Annotated in this window: 18 protein-coding genes and 1 pseudogene; 6 read left to right on the top strand and 13 right to left on the bottom strand. The window is 70.4% G+C overall.

The genetic code is table 11. The features are described 5' to 3' along the window. Window positions 1-78: 78 nt before the first annotated feature. From ACZ4WV_RS00460 to ACZ4WV_RS00450, 3 genes are all read right to left on the bottom strand, one after another. A complete protein-coding gene (locus ACZ4WV_RS00460; RefSeq protein WP_465741241.1) occupies window positions 79-816 on the bottom strand; it encodes a DUF2071 domain-containing protein in 738 nt (245 codons plus the stop codon). Next, complete coding sequence (locus ACZ4WV_RS00455; protein ID WP_465741239.1) at window positions 813-1,145, bottom strand: metalloregulator ArsR/SmtB family transcription factor; 333 nt, start codon at window positions 1,143-1,145, stop codon at window positions 813-815. Before ACZ4WV_RS00455 ends, ACZ4WV_RS00460 begins: the two co-directional genes overlap by 4 nt. A 141-nt stretch (window positions 1,146-1,286) precedes the next feature. After that, window positions 1,287-1,481, bottom strand: a complete 195-nt coding sequence (locus ACZ4WV_RS00450) for a hypothetical protein (protein WP_465741237.1) — start codon at window positions 1,479-1,481, stop codon at window positions 1,287-1,289. A 415-nt stretch (window positions 1,482-1,896) separates the two neighbouring features. Between ACZ4WV_RS00450 and ACZ4WV_RS00445 the strand changes: the two genes are divergently transcribed. After that, the gene (locus tag ACZ4WV_RS00445) at window positions 1,897-2,463 is read left to right on the top strand and encodes a hypothetical protein (RefSeq protein WP_465741235.1); all 567 of its coding nucleotides are present in this window, start codon (window positions 1,897-1,899) and stop codon (window positions 2,461-2,463) included. 178 nt (window positions 2,464-2,641) lie between these two features. On the opposite strand, the gene ACZ4WV_RS00440 is transcribed toward ACZ4WV_RS00445, so the two are convergent. Continuing rightward, on the bottom strand, window positions 2,642-2,989 hold the full coding sequence (locus ACZ4WV_RS00440) for a hypothetical protein (RefSeq protein WP_465741233.1): 348 nt from the start codon (window positions 2,987-2,989) through the stop codon (window positions 2,642-2,644). Window positions 2,990-3,283: 294 nt separating this feature from the next. Here ACZ4WV_RS00440 and ACZ4WV_RS00435 point away from each other — a divergent pair, with 294 nt between their 5' ends. After that, a complete protein-coding gene (locus tag ACZ4WV_RS00435; protein ID WP_465741652.1) occupies window positions 3,284-4,378 on the top strand; it encodes a transposase in 1,095 nt (364 codons plus the stop codon). A gap of 72 nt (window positions 4,379-4,450) precedes the next feature. Here ACZ4WV_RS00435 and ACZ4WV_RS00430 read toward each other — a convergent pair whose 3' ends face one another. Continuing rightward, window positions 4,451-4,714, bottom strand: a complete 264-nt coding sequence (locus ACZ4WV_RS00430) for a hypothetical protein (protein ID WP_465741231.1) — start codon at window positions 4,712-4,714, stop codon at window positions 4,451-4,453. A gap of 140 nt (window positions 4,715-4,854) precedes the next feature. On the opposite strand from ACZ4WV_RS00430, the gene ACZ4WV_RS00425 reads away from it, so the two are divergent. From ACZ4WV_RS00425 to ACZ4WV_RS00410, 4 genes are all read left to right on the top strand, one after another. Beyond that, the gene (locus ACZ4WV_RS00425) at window positions 4,855-5,754 is read left to right on the top strand and encodes an SPDY domain-containing protein (RefSeq protein WP_465741229.1); all 900 of its coding nucleotides are present in this window, start codon (window positions 4,855-4,857) and stop codon (window positions 5,752-5,754) included. Between the two features lie 9 nt (window positions 5,755-5,763). Then, window positions 5,764-5,976 (top strand): hypothetical protein, encoded by a 213-nt coding sequence (locus ACZ4WV_RS00420; RefSeq protein ID WP_465741227.1) that lies wholly within the window; start codon window positions 5,764-5,766, stop codon window positions 5,974-5,976. An 88-nt stretch (window positions 5,977-6,064) separates the two neighbouring features. Then, window positions 6,065-6,394 (top strand): esterase, encoded by a 330-nt coding sequence (locus ACZ4WV_RS00415; RefSeq protein ID WP_465741225.1) that lies wholly within the window; start codon window positions 6,065-6,067, stop codon window positions 6,392-6,394. A 1,356-nt stretch (window positions 6,395-7,750) separates the two neighbouring features. After that, the gene (locus ACZ4WV_RS00410; protein ID WP_465741223.1) at window positions 7,751-8,662 is read left to right on the top strand and encodes an esterase/lipase family protein; all 912 of its coding nucleotides are present in this window, start codon (window positions 7,751-7,753) and stop codon (window positions 8,660-8,662) included. A 309-nt stretch (window positions 8,663-8,971) separates the two neighbouring features. Here ACZ4WV_RS00410 and ACZ4WV_RS00405 read toward each other — a convergent pair. The 8 genes and pseudogenes from ACZ4WV_RS00405 to ACZ4WV_RS00370 all read right to left on the bottom strand — a co-directional run. Further along, window positions 8,972-9,679 (bottom strand): annotated as a pseudogene (locus ACZ4WV_RS00405) (HAD-IC family P-type ATPase); the annotation flags it as partial. 61 nt (window positions 9,680-9,740) lie between these two features. After that, on the bottom strand, window positions 9,741-9,974 hold the full coding sequence (locus ACZ4WV_RS00400; RefSeq protein ID WP_465741221.1) for a hypothetical protein: 234 nt from the start codon (window positions 9,972-9,974) through the stop codon (window positions 9,741-9,743). 122 nt (window positions 9,975-10,096) lie between these two features. Beyond that, window positions 10,097-11,263 (bottom strand): alpha/beta hydrolase family protein, encoded by a 1,167-nt coding sequence (locus tag ACZ4WV_RS00395; protein WP_465741219.1) that lies wholly within the window; start codon window positions 11,261-11,263, stop codon window positions 10,097-10,099. Between the two features lie 150 nt (window positions 11,264-11,413). Next, on the bottom strand, window positions 11,414-11,776 hold the full coding sequence (locus ACZ4WV_RS00390) for a hypothetical protein (protein ID WP_465741217.1): 363 nt from the start codon (window positions 11,774-11,776) through the stop codon (window positions 11,414-11,416). A gap of 317 nt (window positions 11,777-12,093) precedes the next feature. Next, window positions 12,094-13,596 carry a hypothetical protein gene (locus ACZ4WV_RS00385; protein WP_465741215.1) on the bottom strand — a complete coding sequence of 501 codons (1,503 nt, stop codon included), beginning with the start codon at window positions 13,594-13,596 and terminating at the stop codon, window positions 12,094-12,096. 15 nt (window positions 13,597-13,611) lie between these two features. Beyond that, complete coding sequence (locus tag ACZ4WV_RS00380; RefSeq protein WP_465741213.1) at window positions 13,612-14,526, bottom strand: MvdC/MvdD family ATP grasp protein; 915 nt, start codon at window positions 14,524-14,526, stop codon at window positions 13,612-13,614. After that, a complete protein-coding gene (locus ACZ4WV_RS00375; protein WP_465741211.1) occupies window positions 14,523-15,254 on the bottom strand; it encodes a hypothetical protein in 732 nt (243 codons plus the stop codon). Before ACZ4WV_RS00375 ends, ACZ4WV_RS00380 begins: the two co-directional genes overlap by 4 nt. A gap of 8 nt (window positions 15,255-15,262) precedes the next feature. Further along, window positions 15,263-16,216 (bottom strand): hypothetical protein, encoded by a 954-nt coding sequence (locus tag ACZ4WV_RS00370; RefSeq protein ID WP_465741209.1) that lies wholly within the window; start codon window positions 16,214-16,216, stop codon window positions 15,263-15,265. Window positions 16,217-16,228: the final 12 nt, after the last annotated feature.

Here is a 16,228-nt window from a genome sequence, read left to right as displayed (position 1 = left end):
GACGGGAGAAGGAGGGCGGGCGGCCGCTTCCACCGCCAGTCGACGTGCCCCGCCGTGGGGCGCTCGGTCGAAGCGAGTTCAGCCTCGCTCGGTAGCCATGGCCGCGAGCGGCCGCCAACTTGCGGGAACGTCGCGCATGACCAGAGCACAGTCCAAGGTCGCACTCCCCGGCGGGAAGCGATCCGGGTCGTCGAAGAAGGACGACGCGGCGGAGCGAACCCGGCCGGCTTCCACCTGCCAAGCGCTGGTCCGCAGCTCCATGCCGTCCAGGTGACAGCCAGAGCGGGTGGCCGAGAAGCCCTTTGCCCCGCCCTGAAAGAAGCGAGAAGCCTCGGCAAGATTCGCGAAAAGCTCGCTGCCTCGCAGGTCGTCCGACAACTCGACCATGACGTCCACTCGCGTGTCGCCATCCCATGTCGCCAGTGCGACGTGCATCTGACCTGGGGTCTCGTGCACCTCGAAGTCGGCGCGGCCGTGTTCGCCGGGGAAGAGGCGGCCTCCAGCCCAGGCGTTGAGCCGGGAGGCTGTGTCGCGTCGTGGGATGTAGACGCCGGTCTCGATCTCGACGCCGTCCGGTCCGTCCCACTCGACGGCGATCCGATGAGCCGCGTTCTCACTGCGCAGTCCGAACGCCTTGGGTGCCCAGGCAGGTCGGACACTCCCCAGGCGTAGAAAGCAGATGCCCGCGACCGCGTAGCCGCGCACCAGTTGCGGGCGCAGTGGCCCAGGGACCAGCCGTGCCGCGACATCCGGCGCGACGCGGTAGTTCACCAGGAGCCTTCGTTCGACGACACTGGACAGTCGCGGCTGTTTCATGATCCCTCGCTCTGCGCCCCGGGGCGCCATTTGGTGTGGCGAAGCACGATCTGCTCGGGGCAGACGGCGCTGAGGAAGCGACTGATGCAGGTGGCCAGGCGATCCGCGTCCAGCGCGTAGAGAATCCGGTTGCCCTCCCGTCGCTCAGTGACCAGTCCGGCTCCCTTGAGCACCCCGAGATGTCGCGAAATGGAGGGTGCGCTGATCGCGAACCTGGCGGCGATCTCACCGGCCGCGAGTTCACCGCCTCTGAGGTCCTCGAGGATCTGGCGCCTCGTCGGATCAGCGAGGGCCCGGAAGGCCCCCGCCTCGTTCTGCGCTTCTGCCATGTTAGATATTTAGCATCTTAGCTAAGCTTCTAACAAGGCGCCCGAGTACCTCCGTCCGCAGAGCTGCTGCTGACCGCTTCGGCTCGGCCCGCCAAACGCTTGGTCACCTGCCCCCCCAGCCACGGCTCCACAAAGAGTGGATCAGAACCGAGCGAATTGGCCAGTGACAGTACGGGCGGCCGTCCCGGCCAGGTAGGCCGGGACGGCGAGGAGCGGGGCGGGGCGGCCAGGGGACGCCTGCTTACGCAGCCAAGTGCCCAGCCGGCTGCGGTTGGCTGGGCCGTCCAGGGTGGCGCCGGTGGCGAGGTAGGCGATCAGACGGCGGTAGGAGCGCATCAGGTGACCGGACAGGCTTCGACTAGAGCTTCGACCGCCGCGGCGATCGAAGGACGCGGCCGAGGTGGATCGCCAGATAACGAAGACCCGGCGCCGCGGGGCTCCCGTCAGCGGCACGAACCGCACCGGAGCGGCAGTCGGTTCACGTCCCAGGTGGGCCGCGATGGTCGGTGTGGGTCGGCTCAGCGGCGACGCTCTCGTGCCGATTGTTATGACGTGTGCGGGTTGCGCCACGGGCCTGTAACAGGCGCTGACGTGTGTGGACGGCCAGTGCGAGGATCACCGTGTCAGCGGGGAGGCCGCCTCGGGAAGGGGCGGGGCCGCCCGCACCGCCACCATTCCGGTGGGACAGCGTCGAGAGTGAATGAGGGACAACATGCATATCAGGACTGCTCGTTGGGGACTGTCGACTGCGGTGCTCGTCGTCGCTGGGCTGGCGCTGACGGCGTGCGGACCCGAAGACGCGACCTCCTCGGGCGCCCCCTCCGCCACCAGCGTGCCGGTTGCCACGAGTCCCGCGCAGGCCGGCGGCAAGCCCGCCGCCACCGCATCCGTGGCGAGCGGTCAGGGTTCCTCCTCGACCTCCGGTGGGAGCGGCAAGCCCACCGCCACCGCGTCCGTGGCGAGCGGTCAGGATTCCTCCTCAACCTCCGGTGGGAGCGGCGGGTCCGACGAGGGCCACCAGCAGACGCTCGTGGGCAAATTGAGCTACCTCGCGCCCGGCAAGCTGATGGTCAAGCCCGACAACGGCGGCGGCGATCAGGTGTTCATGCTCAACAACGCCACCAAGGTCCTCGGCGCGGCCGCGATCTGCTCCCCCGACGGCAGCACCGTGACCATGGACCGCCAGGGCTACGGCACCACGAGGTGTACCACCGACCAGTTGGAGACGGCCGCGAAGACCGGCGCCGTCACCGTCCGCGTCACCTTGGACTCCTCGTTGGGCCTCGCCCAGACCATCGCCGAGAAGTACCACCCGTAAACAGGGCGAGTTCGTGGTGGCCGCCAGCGAGGCTGCACGGCGCGGGGTCCGGGAGCTGCAGCGCCGCGGTCGCATTCCTCACCCGCAGCGGGGCCGGGCTCGGTCGTTGGGGTGGGGGCGGTGCAGCCTGTCGTGATGAGCTCGGCGTTCAGCGAGCTCGGGCGACATGGTCCGGCACTTACCCCGCTGATTCGGGAGGCTGAGCACACAGGAGCTCCTGCTCAAGGAGGGCGTCCAGCTCGGCGTGAACGCGCTCGATGAGCAGCTGCCCGCCGATGGCCTTGATGATTTCGGTTGCGCTCGTCGAGCCGTTGGCCTCGATCAGGCTGAGGGCGGTGAGGTAGAGGCCGACATCCCGGAGAACGAGCCTGCGGCCCTCAGGGTGAGCACTCGGGTCGCCCAGCAAAAGGCGGGCCAGGGCAGGACGTAGCGGTGAGGTGAACCGGGCTTCCACGGGCTGGAAAGCCTGATGATAGACGGCATAGTCTGTCCGCATTCCGAGCTTGAGCCACTTTTCCATGGTCATCGGTTCCGGGTCATATCCGAGGCAGATGCAGTCGAATCCGTGCCCGTCACTCGCAGCGCAAAGATACGGCGGATCGTTCCTGACATTCGGCCCAGAGTGCAACAGAACGGGATGACCACAGTTGCCGTCGGGCGCATTACTGTCGAGGCCTGGCACTTCGGCAGCGTCTACTGGTCGATCGGACCGCTGCGCAGGCAGGCTGGACTCTAGGCGGAGGACAGCGCCGTCTAGAAGATCACTGAAAAACTTTCAGGTTCTGGCCTCACCCGATCCGGGATGAGGCCAGACTGCTGTGTGCAGGGGGACTGGGCTGGTGGGCTGGTCGGGCCGGATGTGTGGGAGACCTGCCGGGATCTGATCCCAGCGGGGAGTGTGTTCGCGTTCCTGGCCGAGCATCGGGAGGCGCTGTTCCCGGGATCGATGTTCGCGGACATGTACCCGTCGACGAACGGGTGGCCGAGCATGCCGCCGCAGATTCTGGCGGCGACGGTGGTTCTGCAGTGTCTGCATGGGCTGTCGGACTTCGACACTGTCCAGGAACTGCGCTGCGATCTGCGATGGAACGCAGCTTGCGGGCTCGGCCTCAACGACACCGCGTTCGACCCCTCGCTGCTGACGTACTTCCGGCGCCGGCTGCAACGCTCTACGGACCCGAACCGGCTGTTCACCAAGGTCAAGGAGGTCGTCGCAGCCACCGGCGTCCTCAAGGGAAAGCACCGGCGGGCGCTGGACTCCACCGTGCTGGACGACGCGGTCGCCACCCAGGACACCGTCACCCAGCTCGTCGCCGCGATCCGCCGGGTGATCCGCGATGTGCCCGGCGCCGAGCGGGTTGCCACCACCTGGTGCACCGCCCACGACTACACCGACCCGGGCAAGCCCCGCATCGCCTGGAACGACGAGCAGGCCCGCGCCACACTCGTGGACGCCCTGGTCACCGACGCGCACAACCTCCTGGGCCGTCTACCCGAGCGGCAGCTCGACGAGAAGGCCGCCGACGCGGTCGGTCTGCTGGCCCTGGTCGCCGGGCAGGACGTCGAACCCGCCGACGACGGCCGTGACGGCCGGTGGCGCATCGCCCAAGGGACCGCCCACTCCAAGACCGGCCGCACCTTCAACGTCCACCCCCAGTACGACCGCCTCAAAACCGCCCGCCAGCACGCAACCGACCCCAACTGGCAGGCCGAATACCGCCGCTGGCGGCCACCGGTCGAACGAGCCATCGCCTGGCTCACCGCCCGGGGCAACCGCAGGGTCCCCTACCGAAGCGTTCTGAAGAACAACACCTGGTTCCACAACCGCGCTGCCGCCCTCAATCTCCGTCGACTGATCAACCTCGGCCTCACCCGCACAGGCCACACCTGGACCATCGCCCACGCAACCACATAACGCAGGAGGGACTGTCCCCAACCGGGACAGCCCCTCCGTCAGCAAGATCTTCAGCAAACTTCTAGGCGCATGTCAGTTCGCCTCCCAGCCGTGGTGGGCTCCCGGATCGGTGGCGCCCACCACGCGGGCCAGCTCCTCCACGGTCAGCTCCACCCGCCGGCCGTCCGCCAGCCGCGCCTCCACCGCCTTTTCCTGCTCCAGCTCGATCCGGCTCATGGTGCGCACGGCCCACTGGCCTTCGGCGATCACCGTGACGTCGCCCATCGTCCACGCTCGACCCGCGCTGCGGACCTTGCGCTCCAGCGCCGCCATGTCCCGGCCTCTGCTCGCCGCCATCGCCTTCGTCCCCCTTCGGTCCCGTACGGTCCGACGCCGTAACCCTGGTTGAGCACCCCGAGGCCGCGATCCATTCCCTTCCAGTTCGCCCACGGCAGACAGCCGTACCCGGGAAACGACTACGAACTTCGGGACGTCCCATGTCAACGTACTCACGTCGCCGAAACCGCAGGTCAACGAAGGGACCCGGCCCCGGCCCCGTGAACACCCCCAGCAGCCTCCTGCCCGCCCCCATCCACCCGACCGCCGAAGCCCGCTCCTGGCTCTCGAGCGACCATAGCGCGGAGCCCGTCCTCGCCCTCCTCGGCGGCCTCGGCTGGCCGACGGTCGACACCCCCGAGGCCAATGTGCACTGCACCAGCCCGGACGGGCGCGTCTACGTCGGCTGGCTGCCCGAAGACCCCGACGCCTGGAAGCGCGGCATCGTCTGGCGCATCCAGGTCCAGCCCACCGACGCCGCCCCGTGGACCCAGGAGTTCGGCGTCCACACCCCCTCCGAGGCCGTCCTGGATTCCTCGCCGCGCTCATCGCCAACCCCACCTACTGACCATCCCAACTTCCCTGATCGGAGCAGCTGTTGCCCACACCCCGACTGGACCACGTCATCGCCCATGGCACACCGCTCACCCCTCTCGACCTCGCCGTGCAGGACAGCCACTTCATCAGCCCGGCCCTTCGGATTGTCCGCGCCGACGAGGTCCGCCCCGGGGACCTCATCGTCTCCGCCTTGCTCCCGCCAGGCCGGGGCTCTGCCGCCGCACCGACTTCTTCGCCTCCGGGCCCTACCCGGCAGACCCCGGGCCGTACGACCCGGCGTGCGGGTGCGGCGTCTGCGGCCTGCCTCAGGTCGAAGGCTCGCAAGGCACCGTTGTCCTCACCCGGGGCTGCCCGTGGGAGAGCTGCGACCCGTGGCCCGCCGACGAACCCGTCCTCGTTCTCCCCCGCCGCCGCCGGACACCACGCTCACCCACGTGAGATCCCCGGCTCGACCCGCAACACCCCACTCCGTCCCAATACCCGACCGGCGGCACCACTTCTAGGAGATCACCGTGCCCCAATACCTGACCGTCGCCCACCTGATCGCCCAGCTCCAGGCCGTCGACCCGAACCTGCGCGTGCGCCTCGCCGTCAACCCGGACTGGGCCTTCGCCCACTACATCGGCAGTGACGTCGTCGTCCACGACGGCATCGCCTACCTCGCCGAGGACGGCCAGGAGAACTACCTGCCCGCCGCCGTCCGCGACGAACTCGCCTGGGCCTGAACCACCACCCGCCCGAAGGAGCCCGCACATCCCGACCACCCGCCGCCTCGCCCGCCGACAGCCGCTCGACCGCATCGCGCTGCACCCCGTGCCACCGTGGGCGAGCGGGGCACTCGTCCGCCGCATCCCCACCGACCCAGGCCAGCCGATCGAAGTCCTCTGGCTCCCGACCACCGCACCCAGACTCCCCTTCGGCCGCATCCTGCTCCGGTGGGAGCAGGCCCCCGAGGCCGGCTGGGATGTCATCGCCCGTCTCGGCCTCGCCACCACCGACGTCCACCTCGTCACCTGGCCCGCCGCCCCCGACGACTGGCCCCACCTGGTGCGCCCCACCCTGGACGAGGTCACCGGCCTGTGCTCCGCCCTCGCCGTCGCCACCGCCGCCCTCGAACTCGCCAACCGCCTTGCCGACTCCTGAGCACCGCCGCACAAGGCCGCCCCGCGCCGACCAGGCCAGGGCGGCCTCGCCGTACGCCCACCCGGCCGGCGGCACGTACGCTCATCGCCGAAACACCAGGAACGGACCCCCATATGGCCGACGACCAGCAGCTTTGAGGCTACGCCGAGGTCGCCGCGCACCTGGGCATCAGCGTCGGTGACGCCCGCAACCGCTGAAACCGCGGCACCCTGCCCGCCCCGACGACACCAGCATCCCGGACCGCCCCCGCTGGAAGCCCTCCACCTTCCAGGGCTGGGAGCCCCTCGGCCAGGGCCACCGCAGCGACCTGCACGGCAACCCAGAGCGAGTGACGGGCTGGCACCCGCCCCCGTACGACCGCAGAAAAGGCCACCTGCCGATGCCCGACCATCCGGTCCGCCGTCCTGCCGCGCTGATCGCCTGGTGCTCCACTGCTGTGATCGGTGCCGCCACCGCGACCAGCACCGCTGTGACCGGCACGTACGGCGTATGCACGTAGGGCCGTTCGCCCTCGGCAGCGGGCCGCTGGCCGCCTACCACACCGTCCGCGCCAGCGAAGGCCAAACCGACCGCGCCGTCTCGAACGCCTGCGGCGCAAGCCCCGCCTTACCCCGAGGCGCTCGCCGCTGGCCTCGGCCCGCGCCCGGCCGCGGTCCGGCTCAGCCTCCACCGGCTGGCCACCGCCCGCCAACTCCCCGCATCGGCGTCCCCTCCCGATTCGGGACGCTGACCAGCAGCGAGACGGATCGCCACAGGTATCGGTGGAAGTCCTTTCTACTGACCGTCCCATCTGGTTATTCACCGTTCCAGACCGAGCTGCGACGCCGCCTTCCCTTGGCGCATTCTCAGAAAAGACGGCGAGCCCGAATCTGGCCCAGGGCCATACTCGTACCTCACGCTCTGGACACACTCCTCGATCTTCCAGCCGCAGTGGCGACCCGGACCGGGTCCGCGACGGAGGCTTCCAGCGCACGCATGCGAGGACTTGGGCGACCTCGTCCGACTCGCCACCGCTGCCGCTGGATTCCCCAGAAGCGGACAGCAGCCAACCGTAACTTGCCTGACCAGCCAGCGCATTGCGCTCCGCGGCGTTTCGTTTTTCAGGCGGATATCAAATGCACCCAAGGGATTGACGGTTACTGGGCGGAAACATACTGTTCCCTCGTTCGGTTGGGCAGAGCCCCCACAAAGGCGCCAGGAACCCATCCGACCTTCCCCCCACGGTGGACCGACCGCAGGAACACGCGCCCGCGCGTTCCGCGTCCGCCTGCCCGACTGCCCACCCGCCCGCGTGGTGACCGCCGCAGTCACCGCACCGTCGGCCCTCCGCACCGATTCCTCTCCTGGAGCGAAACCTTGCGTCTTCGTCAGGTACGCACAGCCGCCCTCCTGGCCTCACTCGCCCTGGCCGCCGGCCTTTTCGCGACGCCCGCGCAAGCGGACTCGGGCAGCAGCAACGCGAGTACGCCCGTCCTCTACCTGCACGGCTACGACCCGACCGGATTCGGCAGCGACTGCTCGATCTGGTCGAAGATGTCCAACTTCCTGACATCCAACGGCTTCACGGGCCCCCAGGTGAAGCTCAAGTACTACTACGACGACAGCAACTGCGGCGTCGACCTGAACAACTACGGCTCCCAGAGCACGTACTACCCCGGCGGCCTGGTGAACGGCGAGGACTCCACCGGCACCGACATCAAGCACATCGCCTACCAGTTCGCCTGGTACGTCTACAACACCTACACCGCCAAGGGCCAGAACGTGGGAGTCGTCGCCCACTCCATGGGCGGCCTGGTGGCGCGCTACGCCCTGTACCGGGTGGCTGCCAAGGACAGCGTCTTCCCGCCGTCCCTCCTGGTCAGCAACGTGGTGACGCTCGGAACGCCGCACAACGGCGCCAACGCCGCCTCGCTGTGCACCACTTCCACCATCCAGTGCGCCGAGATGACGGCGGGCTCCCCGTTCCTCGCCGACCTCAACGCCAACGGACAGAACCCGCAGGGCACGGGCGGCACGGACTGGACCGTCATCGGCTCGGACTACGACTCGGTGGTCTCGGACGACTCCGCGACCTCGATGACGGCGGCCCACCAGGTGCGCTACGCCGCCGGCGACCTCATCGGCCACACCGACTACTACAACGAGACACAGACCACCCTGAACGCCACGCTCTCCGCGAGCAACAACGGCGCCGCGTACGTCTCCACGGCCTCCGGCGAGTGGCCCGTGCTCCGCTCCGAGAAGGCGCTCTCGGGAAGCTCGTACTGACTCGGCTCGGCTGCGGACCGGCTGGGGTGAGTGCGGGCTGGGTCTATTCCTGATGTGACCTGACATCCAGGTGTGAAGGTGCCAACCGTCTCTGCCGGTTGGCGCCTTCACGCGCGGCTCTGTTCAGTCGTCGAGTGCCTGCCGTATACGGCGGGAGGGGCTGAAGGTGTAGAGGTCGAGGATGTCGGGCGCGTCCGCGAGGCCGGGGCCGCCGGCTTCGACCCAGGCGGTGATGTCCCGCGACGCCTCGGTGTCGTTGACCCGGCCGAGCCAGACAGGGCGTCCGCCGGCCTTGCGGCCCTCGGCGCCCGCGCGCTTCCACGCGGCCTCGCGCAGCAGCCGCAGACCGTTGAGCCCCACGATGACGGTCGAGCCCTCGTGCCCGAGGACACCGAGCGGCAGGGGCAGCGTGAACGCCAGGTCCCAGATGACCAGGCCGGTGATGAACACCGAGGCGATCACCAGGTTCTGCACGACGAAGCTGCGGGCGCGGCGGGAGAGCGCGACGACGGTGGGGACGGTGGCGAGTTCGTCGCGCACGATCACCGCGTCCGCGGTCTCCAGCGCGAGGTCGGAGCCGGCGCGGCCCATGGCGATGCCGGTGTGGGCGGCGGCCAAGGCGGGGGCGTCGTTGACGCCGTCGCCGATCACCAGGACCTTGCGGCCGGCCTTCTCCTGTTCCTGGACGGCGGTGACCTTGTCCTGGGGCAGCAGGCCGGCGCGGACGTCGGTGATGCCGACCTCGGCGGCGAGGCGGGCGGCTGCGCGCGGGTTGTCGCCGGTGACCAGCATCGGCGCGCTGCCGGTGAGCGTCGCCAGAGCGGTCACGGTGGCGGCGGCGTCGGGACGCAGCCGGGCCGGGGCCCCGACGGCGACCGGCGTGCCGCGCAGGCTCTCCGAGTCGGTGGATATGCCCAGGGCGTGCAGGAACCGCGCGGCGGCGTGCTCGGCCGCCGCCAGATCGACCCGGTCGGCGTCGTGGACGACCCGCAGGGCCTGGGCCGGGAGCCGGGACGGCAGGTCCCGCTCCTCGGTCGCCGCTATCGCCTCGACACCGAAGGCGGAGTGCTGGTTCATCTCAGCTGCCTCCGATGCCCAGGGCGGTGAGCAGGACCAGGACGACGGTCACCACCGCGAACAGGCCGTGGCCGAGGACGACCGCGATGGGGAAGTGGCGCTCGGCCGGAGCATCGGCATCAGCACCGCGCCGGCACCGGCAGCGACGGGGGCGGTGCGGGCACGGTAGACCGGGATCCAGCACGGCTGCGCTCGCCGGCTGCTCCTGGCTGCTGCTCGGCCTGGCCCTCGCCATCGGTGTCCTGCTGCAGTCCCTCGTCCGGGCCACCCGGGCGCCCGAGTGAGAGTGGGGGCGAAGGAGGCGGCGTCACCGGGGCGCGGCGGTGAGTCCGTCCTGCCGCGCAGCGCCCCGCCTGCTCAGCCCGAGAGCTGGTCGAAGGTGTGGATGGCCTGCTGGGCGGCGGGGGCCAGGGTGTTGGTGGTGGGCGGGGAGCCGGCCGGCTGGAGGAGGTGGGTGACGTCCTGGAGGGTGACCAGGCCGGGGCCGCCGGTGCCGGCCGTCTTGAAGGCGCTGATCAGGGGGCCGGTGGTCGAGCACGGCACCTGGGTGTCGGCGGTGCCGCAGGTCACCATCACCTTGGTGCTCGACGGCACCTTGGCTGCAAGGTCGGGCGGGTACACCGCGTCGTCGGTGCGGGTGAAGTCGAGGTTGGCGTTGAAGTCCTGGAAGACGGCGGCGATCGGTGCGGGCAGGCCCGTGATGTCGGCCGGCTTGCCGGCGCGGAGGCTGGCCACCGCGTTGGTGACCGTGGTCTTGATGGTGGTGGCTTCGGGCGAGCTGAGCTGGCCGGCCGAGACGGCGGCGTCCACCTGCTCGTTGAGCTGGAGGGTGGCGAGGTCGAGCAGTCGCTCGTCCTGGGGCTCGAACAGCGCCAGCCCGGCCGGCGCCGGCTTCGCGCCCTGGTCGACCTCCAGGGCGATCATCCCGCCTTCGCTGTGGCCGGCGATGAGCAGCTTCTGCGGGTCGGCGCCCGGCTGGCCCGCGAGGAACTGATAAGCGGCGGCGGCCTGTTGGACGAAGGCGTTCAGGTCCAGGCCTCCCGGATTGCTCGCGTAGGTGCCGAGGCCGGTCTGCCCGCTGCCGTACTTGTCGAACCGCAGGGTCATGATCCCGTCGTCGCCCATGACCTGGGCGATGTCCTCCAGGGTGTCGGGCATGAGCTGCGGCGGCTGGTTGCCGTTGCGGTCCGTCGGTCCGCTGCCCGCGAGCAGTAGGGCCGCCGGCACCTTCGCGCCGGAGGAGTTCTGCGGGATGTGCAGCGTGCCGTAGGTGGTGGTGCCGTTGACGACGAACGAGACCTCGTGGTCGCCCGGGGAGGTGAGCGCACTCGCGCCGGCCGAGGGGGTCGGTGAGCCCGCCTCGACCAGGGTCGCAGCCGTGGCGGAGCCGGAGGCGGAACCGGCCGGGGACGGCTCCGCGCTCCGGCCGGAGCCGCAGCCCGCGGCCGGTCCGAGGACCGCGATCAGTGCGACCGCCGAGCCCAGAGCGGCCACGGGACGGGACGAGGGCTTGCGTGTGCGCATGGGTTCGCTCCACTGATCGGGGGGCCGGGCCGTGGCGCCCCGGACGCGGGGCTGCCGTGACAGTTCAGCCGATTCCGCAGGGCCGATGACCGAATTCGACCTCCCCGCGGCGCCGATCTCCACCGTTCGGGCCAACCGCCGGGCCCGTCCTCAGAGCCCGGCGGCGGCCCGGACCATCGCGGCTGATGCCTCCGGATCGGTCACAGCAACCAGCAGCACGTCGAAGTCGGCCTGCCCCTCCGCCAGCTCGATGCGCACCGCGCGCCGACCCCGGTTCGCCATGACGAACTGCCGCCCTTCGACCGAACTGCGCCAGGTACCGGCCTTGACGACGCCCGGCGCCTCGGTCCCCGGCGCCCGCAGACCGCGCGTGGCCCGCAGCGGCTGCTCCTCGACCACGACCGAACGGACGGCGCCGAGCGGGACGGTGACGTCCCCGTGCAGCGCCTCGACCCGCTCCCACGCCGTCAGCCGAACCGTCAGCCGATCCCCGTCGATCACGATGTCCGCCATGGCCACACCTCCGCAGGAGTCAGGAAACCCCCCAGGGTTACCACCCCGACCGGCTCAGGGCCGGCCAACGACACCTCGGCACCGCAAGGGATTCCCTGGCCGACGCACGGCGCTGAACGCCCTCTGTCCTGAGCCGCAGCACCAAAGCCCCGCAGTTTCGACCGGCGGCAAGCCGCACTGCCCCGTGGGCAGACCAAGGTCGACTACCGGTGCTGCTCCTGCTGTCCAGCCGGGGCAAGGGGTTGCGATCCTGAGCCGCCGGGCTGGCCGACGCACGGCTGTTCTGCGGCGAGGGGCCGCAGACCGGCCGGACGGTGTCAGAGCTGGCTGCGGCGGAGGGCATCGGTGAGCATCAGGGCCGACATCACCTGGTGCACCTGGCCGGTGTTGGCGTACGGGACGCCGCTGCCGAGTTGGGTGGCCAGGGTGTTCCAGGCGGCCAGGGGAAGCGCGGTGAGCGAGCTGCGGTCGTCCGGGGTGGCGGCGTCAAAGGGCGCGGGGCCGGGGGCGGTCACGCCGAGTCGGGTGAGCAGCGGGGCGAGTTGGGCGGGGGCGTTCTGGGTGTAGAGGCGGGCGACCTTCGAGCCGGAGGTGCCCCGAGCGGCCCAGGCGGCGACCTGGGCCAGCGGGGCGAGGGTCTCGGTCACCAGGTCGGCGTGGGGGTCGAACAGGTACACCTCCTGGAGGGTGTCGAGGTACAGGGTGTGGGCCTGGTTGGTGCTGTTGCTGAGGAAGCAGGTCAGGGCTGCGTGGCCGCTGCTGAAGGACGCCATGGCGAGCCGGCCGATCGGGCCGAAGTCGAAGTTGCCGGTGCGCCGGAACATGAAGGCCTGGATCTCCGGCAGGTATTCCTGGAGGAAGTCGGCGTCGGCGAACGACGACACCTCGTCGCAGGGCGTGCCGGCGACCCGCATCAGCGGGAGCACCAGCACGACGTTGCGCCCCGAGTTCTCGACCTGGAGGGCGAGGCCCTTGGCGAAGGGATTGGCGAGGAACGGATCGTCGATGTACTGCAGGTAGTTGAGCAGGCCGAAGAACTGGTAGTCCCAGCCGAACGGGTAGGTGCCGCCCGTGGCCGGGTCGTGGCGGTCCCGGGCGTCGTTGTAGAAGGCGGGCGAGTTCTGGGCCATGCCCGCGTGGAAGTAGACGAGGAAGGACGCGGGCGATGCGCCGGGGTCCCGTGACACGCCGGAAGGCCAGTAGACGGCGACCAGTTGCGGCGCGTCGACCCCGGGGAGCTGCAGGACGACGGCCTCGCCGTCGGGTGTCATGCTCCGGGTCTCGACCTGGATGGCGCCCCCGGCGATCGACGGCGAGGCGATGAAGGTGGTGTCGGCGACGGCCGGCGGCGGGGAGTAGGCCGCGGGCGGCAGGGTCACGCCGGGGGTGCGGAAGCTCATGTCGCCGGGCGCCGGGGCGGGCGGGCTGCCCGGGTAGTCGCTGCCGGTCTGGTCCAGGCTGAGCCGCGCCTGTTCGGTGACGTCGCGGAGCGGCGAGAAGTGGACCGTCATGATGACCGTCTGGCCGACCGCGGACGGCGATACGGTCGGCGGGGGCCAGTTGTCGCCGGGCGGGAAGGTGGCCTGGACGGTGCCGTTGGCGTCGATGTCGAGGTGAGCGGTGAGCGTTCCGTACTTCGTCTGGTCGACCGCGGCCGCCTCGATGTCGACCGCCGCGTCGGTGTCCGGGATGGTGAAGATCGACTGGTCCAGGACGACGCTGTCCGGTCCGACGCGAGCGCCGCCGTCGACGGCGATGGTGAAGTTGCACAGGGTGGTGGTCTGGCCGCGGATCTGGCCGGTGATGACGAGCTGGGCCATCGGAATCTCCTCTTCTCAGCGTCCCGCGAGCGCGAGCGCAACGGCACGGGCGATCGGCTGGCGAGTGTTGGCCTCGTAGTAGGTGAAGGCCGGGCAGGGATTGACCTCGAAGCAGTAGACCTCGCCGTCGTCGGCCAGCATCAGGTCGATGCCGGCGAGCGGGAGACCGAGCTGCCCGGCAAGGCGCAGGCACCGCTCCGCCAGGTCGTCGGGCGGTTGCCACGGGGACAGGCGGGCCCGGCCGCCGTCGCTGCGGGCGTAGCGGTAGTCCACCCGGTCGGTCTCGATCCGGGTGGCGAACACCTCGCCGGCGACGGTGTGCACCCGGATGTTGGTGCCGGTGAGGTACCGCTGGAACTGAACCGGGCAGTAGCGGATGAGCGGCAGCCGCTCGATCGCCGCCCGATCGAGGAGCCGGACGATGGACCGGACACCGCTGATCGACTTGTAGACGAGCTCGCCGTGCCGCGCCCTGAACTCGTGGACGAGGTCAGGGTCGTTGGTCACCAAGGTCTCCGGGACCCGGAATCCGGACCGCTGGATCAGTTGGGCCTGATGGGGCTTCGACAGGTTGGACGCCGTCGCGCGCTCCCGGTTCATCACACATCCCGGGGCGATTTCCGCCCAGGTGCACAGGGCTGAGTGCCAGGACCGGCAGCTGCGTACGGTTTCCTCGCTCGCCTCACGGAGCTCGGGGAGCCTGCGCCAGTCCATCAGCCGGAGGTACATTCCGGTGACGGCGGCGCAGTCGACGGATCCGCCGTTGTACGTCACGCTTCCCCGGACCCTGGCGTCGGTGACCTCCAGCTCGAACGGCAGCTCCTGGAAGTGCCGTTGGTGGAGCATGGCGTACGGCAGGCCGAGTCCGTCGAGTTCGGCGGTGACCCGGGCGACCGGCGACTCGCTGGCGATGCCGCAGACGACGATCATGGTGAACCCGGCGAGAGCTCGGTGAGGTGCTTGAGCAGGCGGTCGAGGAACGCGTCGCCGCCGGGGCGGAGATCGGGGAGCGGGCTCGCCCCGGCGAAGACCGCCGGGTGCCCGTCGTCGCGGAGGAGGTCGACTCCGAGCAGGCCGACCTCGGCGAGTCGGGCGAGCCGGACGTACGCCTCCTCGTCCTGGGCCAGGGGCGCGCCGAAGACGTGCTCGCCGAGCACCAGGACGTCGCCGCGCCCGGACACGTCCTGCTGCGGCTCGGCGGCGGGACTGCCGGAGATCCGCGCCGGTGGGACGGGCAAACCGGCTCTGGCCGCGAGTACCGTCCACTCCGCGGTCGAGCGCCAGGCTCCGCACAGCCCGTACCCGCAGGGACGGTTGACCGAGACCGGGGCCAGGCAGGTGAGCAGGCTGAGCAGGAGCGCGTTCAGCTCCTCCCGGGCGTACACGGCGTCGGCGTGGGTGGTGAACGGCAGCATCCCGAAGGGCGCGGAGGCCACCCGGTTGAGCACGCCGTCGACGTCCCGGCTGGCCAGCACGCGCCCGTCGGGCAGGGTGATCTCGAAGCCCGCGCCGTGCCGGTCGACGCGGTGCGCCGATCTGGAGGAGCCCAGCAGGGTCTGCGGGGAGAGCAGTTCCAGCGGTTCCAGCCCGCGCGCTCGCAGCCCCTCGTACGCCCACAGCGCCGGCTCGTCCGCCGGATCGCAGAGCACCAGCCACATTGCGGCGCCTACCCTTCGGCCTGCTCCGGTTCGGGGGGTTCGTCCCTGAGGGCGCTGTCCGTGAGATCGGGGCGCTGCGCCGGGGGGATGAAGTGCGCGGGCGACTGGGGCGCCAGACCACCCGGGGGCCTGGATTCGGGCGATTTCTCCATGGTGCCGTCCTTGTCGTCCTTGTGGTCCTTCGAGGGCTCCTTGCTGTCCTTGCCGTCCTTGCCGTCCTTCCCGCTCTTCTGCTCCATGCGCGAAAGGCTCAGGGTCACCGAGCGATCCACCGGGTCCCGGTAGGTCAGGTCGAAGGTGGCGGTCTCCGGGGGGCTCGGGAAGGTGCCTGTCGCAGGCGTGACACCGAGCTGGAGGTTGTCGCACGCGTTGGGTGCGAGGCCGGCCGGGAAGCTCTTCAGGACGAAGCCCGCGCCCATGCGCTGACCGGCCGTGGCGGTGAACTCCATCGGCCCGGTGCCGATGTCGGCGATCGGGACCAGGATGTCCGCGGGCGTCCTGCCGGTGAAGACGGTGGTCTGCACCGAGGTGTTCAGCTCGGGCCGCGCCTGCCGGGCCCGCTTGACGGTTCCTTCCGAGGTCCAGACGAAGCCCAGCTCCTCGGGGTCGGTGTTGGTGATCCGTACGTTCCAGATGCGGTCGGCCGGGTCGGAGATGGCCAGTTGCACCGTGAAGACGTCGTCGGCGTCGCGGGTCCAGGACGCGGTCGCGACCGGGGGTCCCCCGATCCGGTCGAGGATGTCCGCGGTGGCGGGCGCCTCCGGGACGGCGGTGATCAGCCCGGCGTCCGCCCGGAGCTCGATGTCCGGGGCTCTGCCGCCCAGGGGTGCGCAGTCCGGGCCGATGGCCACGATCAGCAGGACCCAGGTCACCGCCGCGGGGCTCACGGTGAAGGGCACCAGTCCGCTGGTGGCCCCGTTCGCGAGCTGGAGCCGACCGGTGTCGGGGAACATCTCTGCCATGATCGCCTTCTC

It is taken from the genome of Kitasatospora sp. NPDC029312, from assembly GCF_055569215.1.
This window is presented reverse-complemented; position numbering and strand designations above follow the sequence as displayed.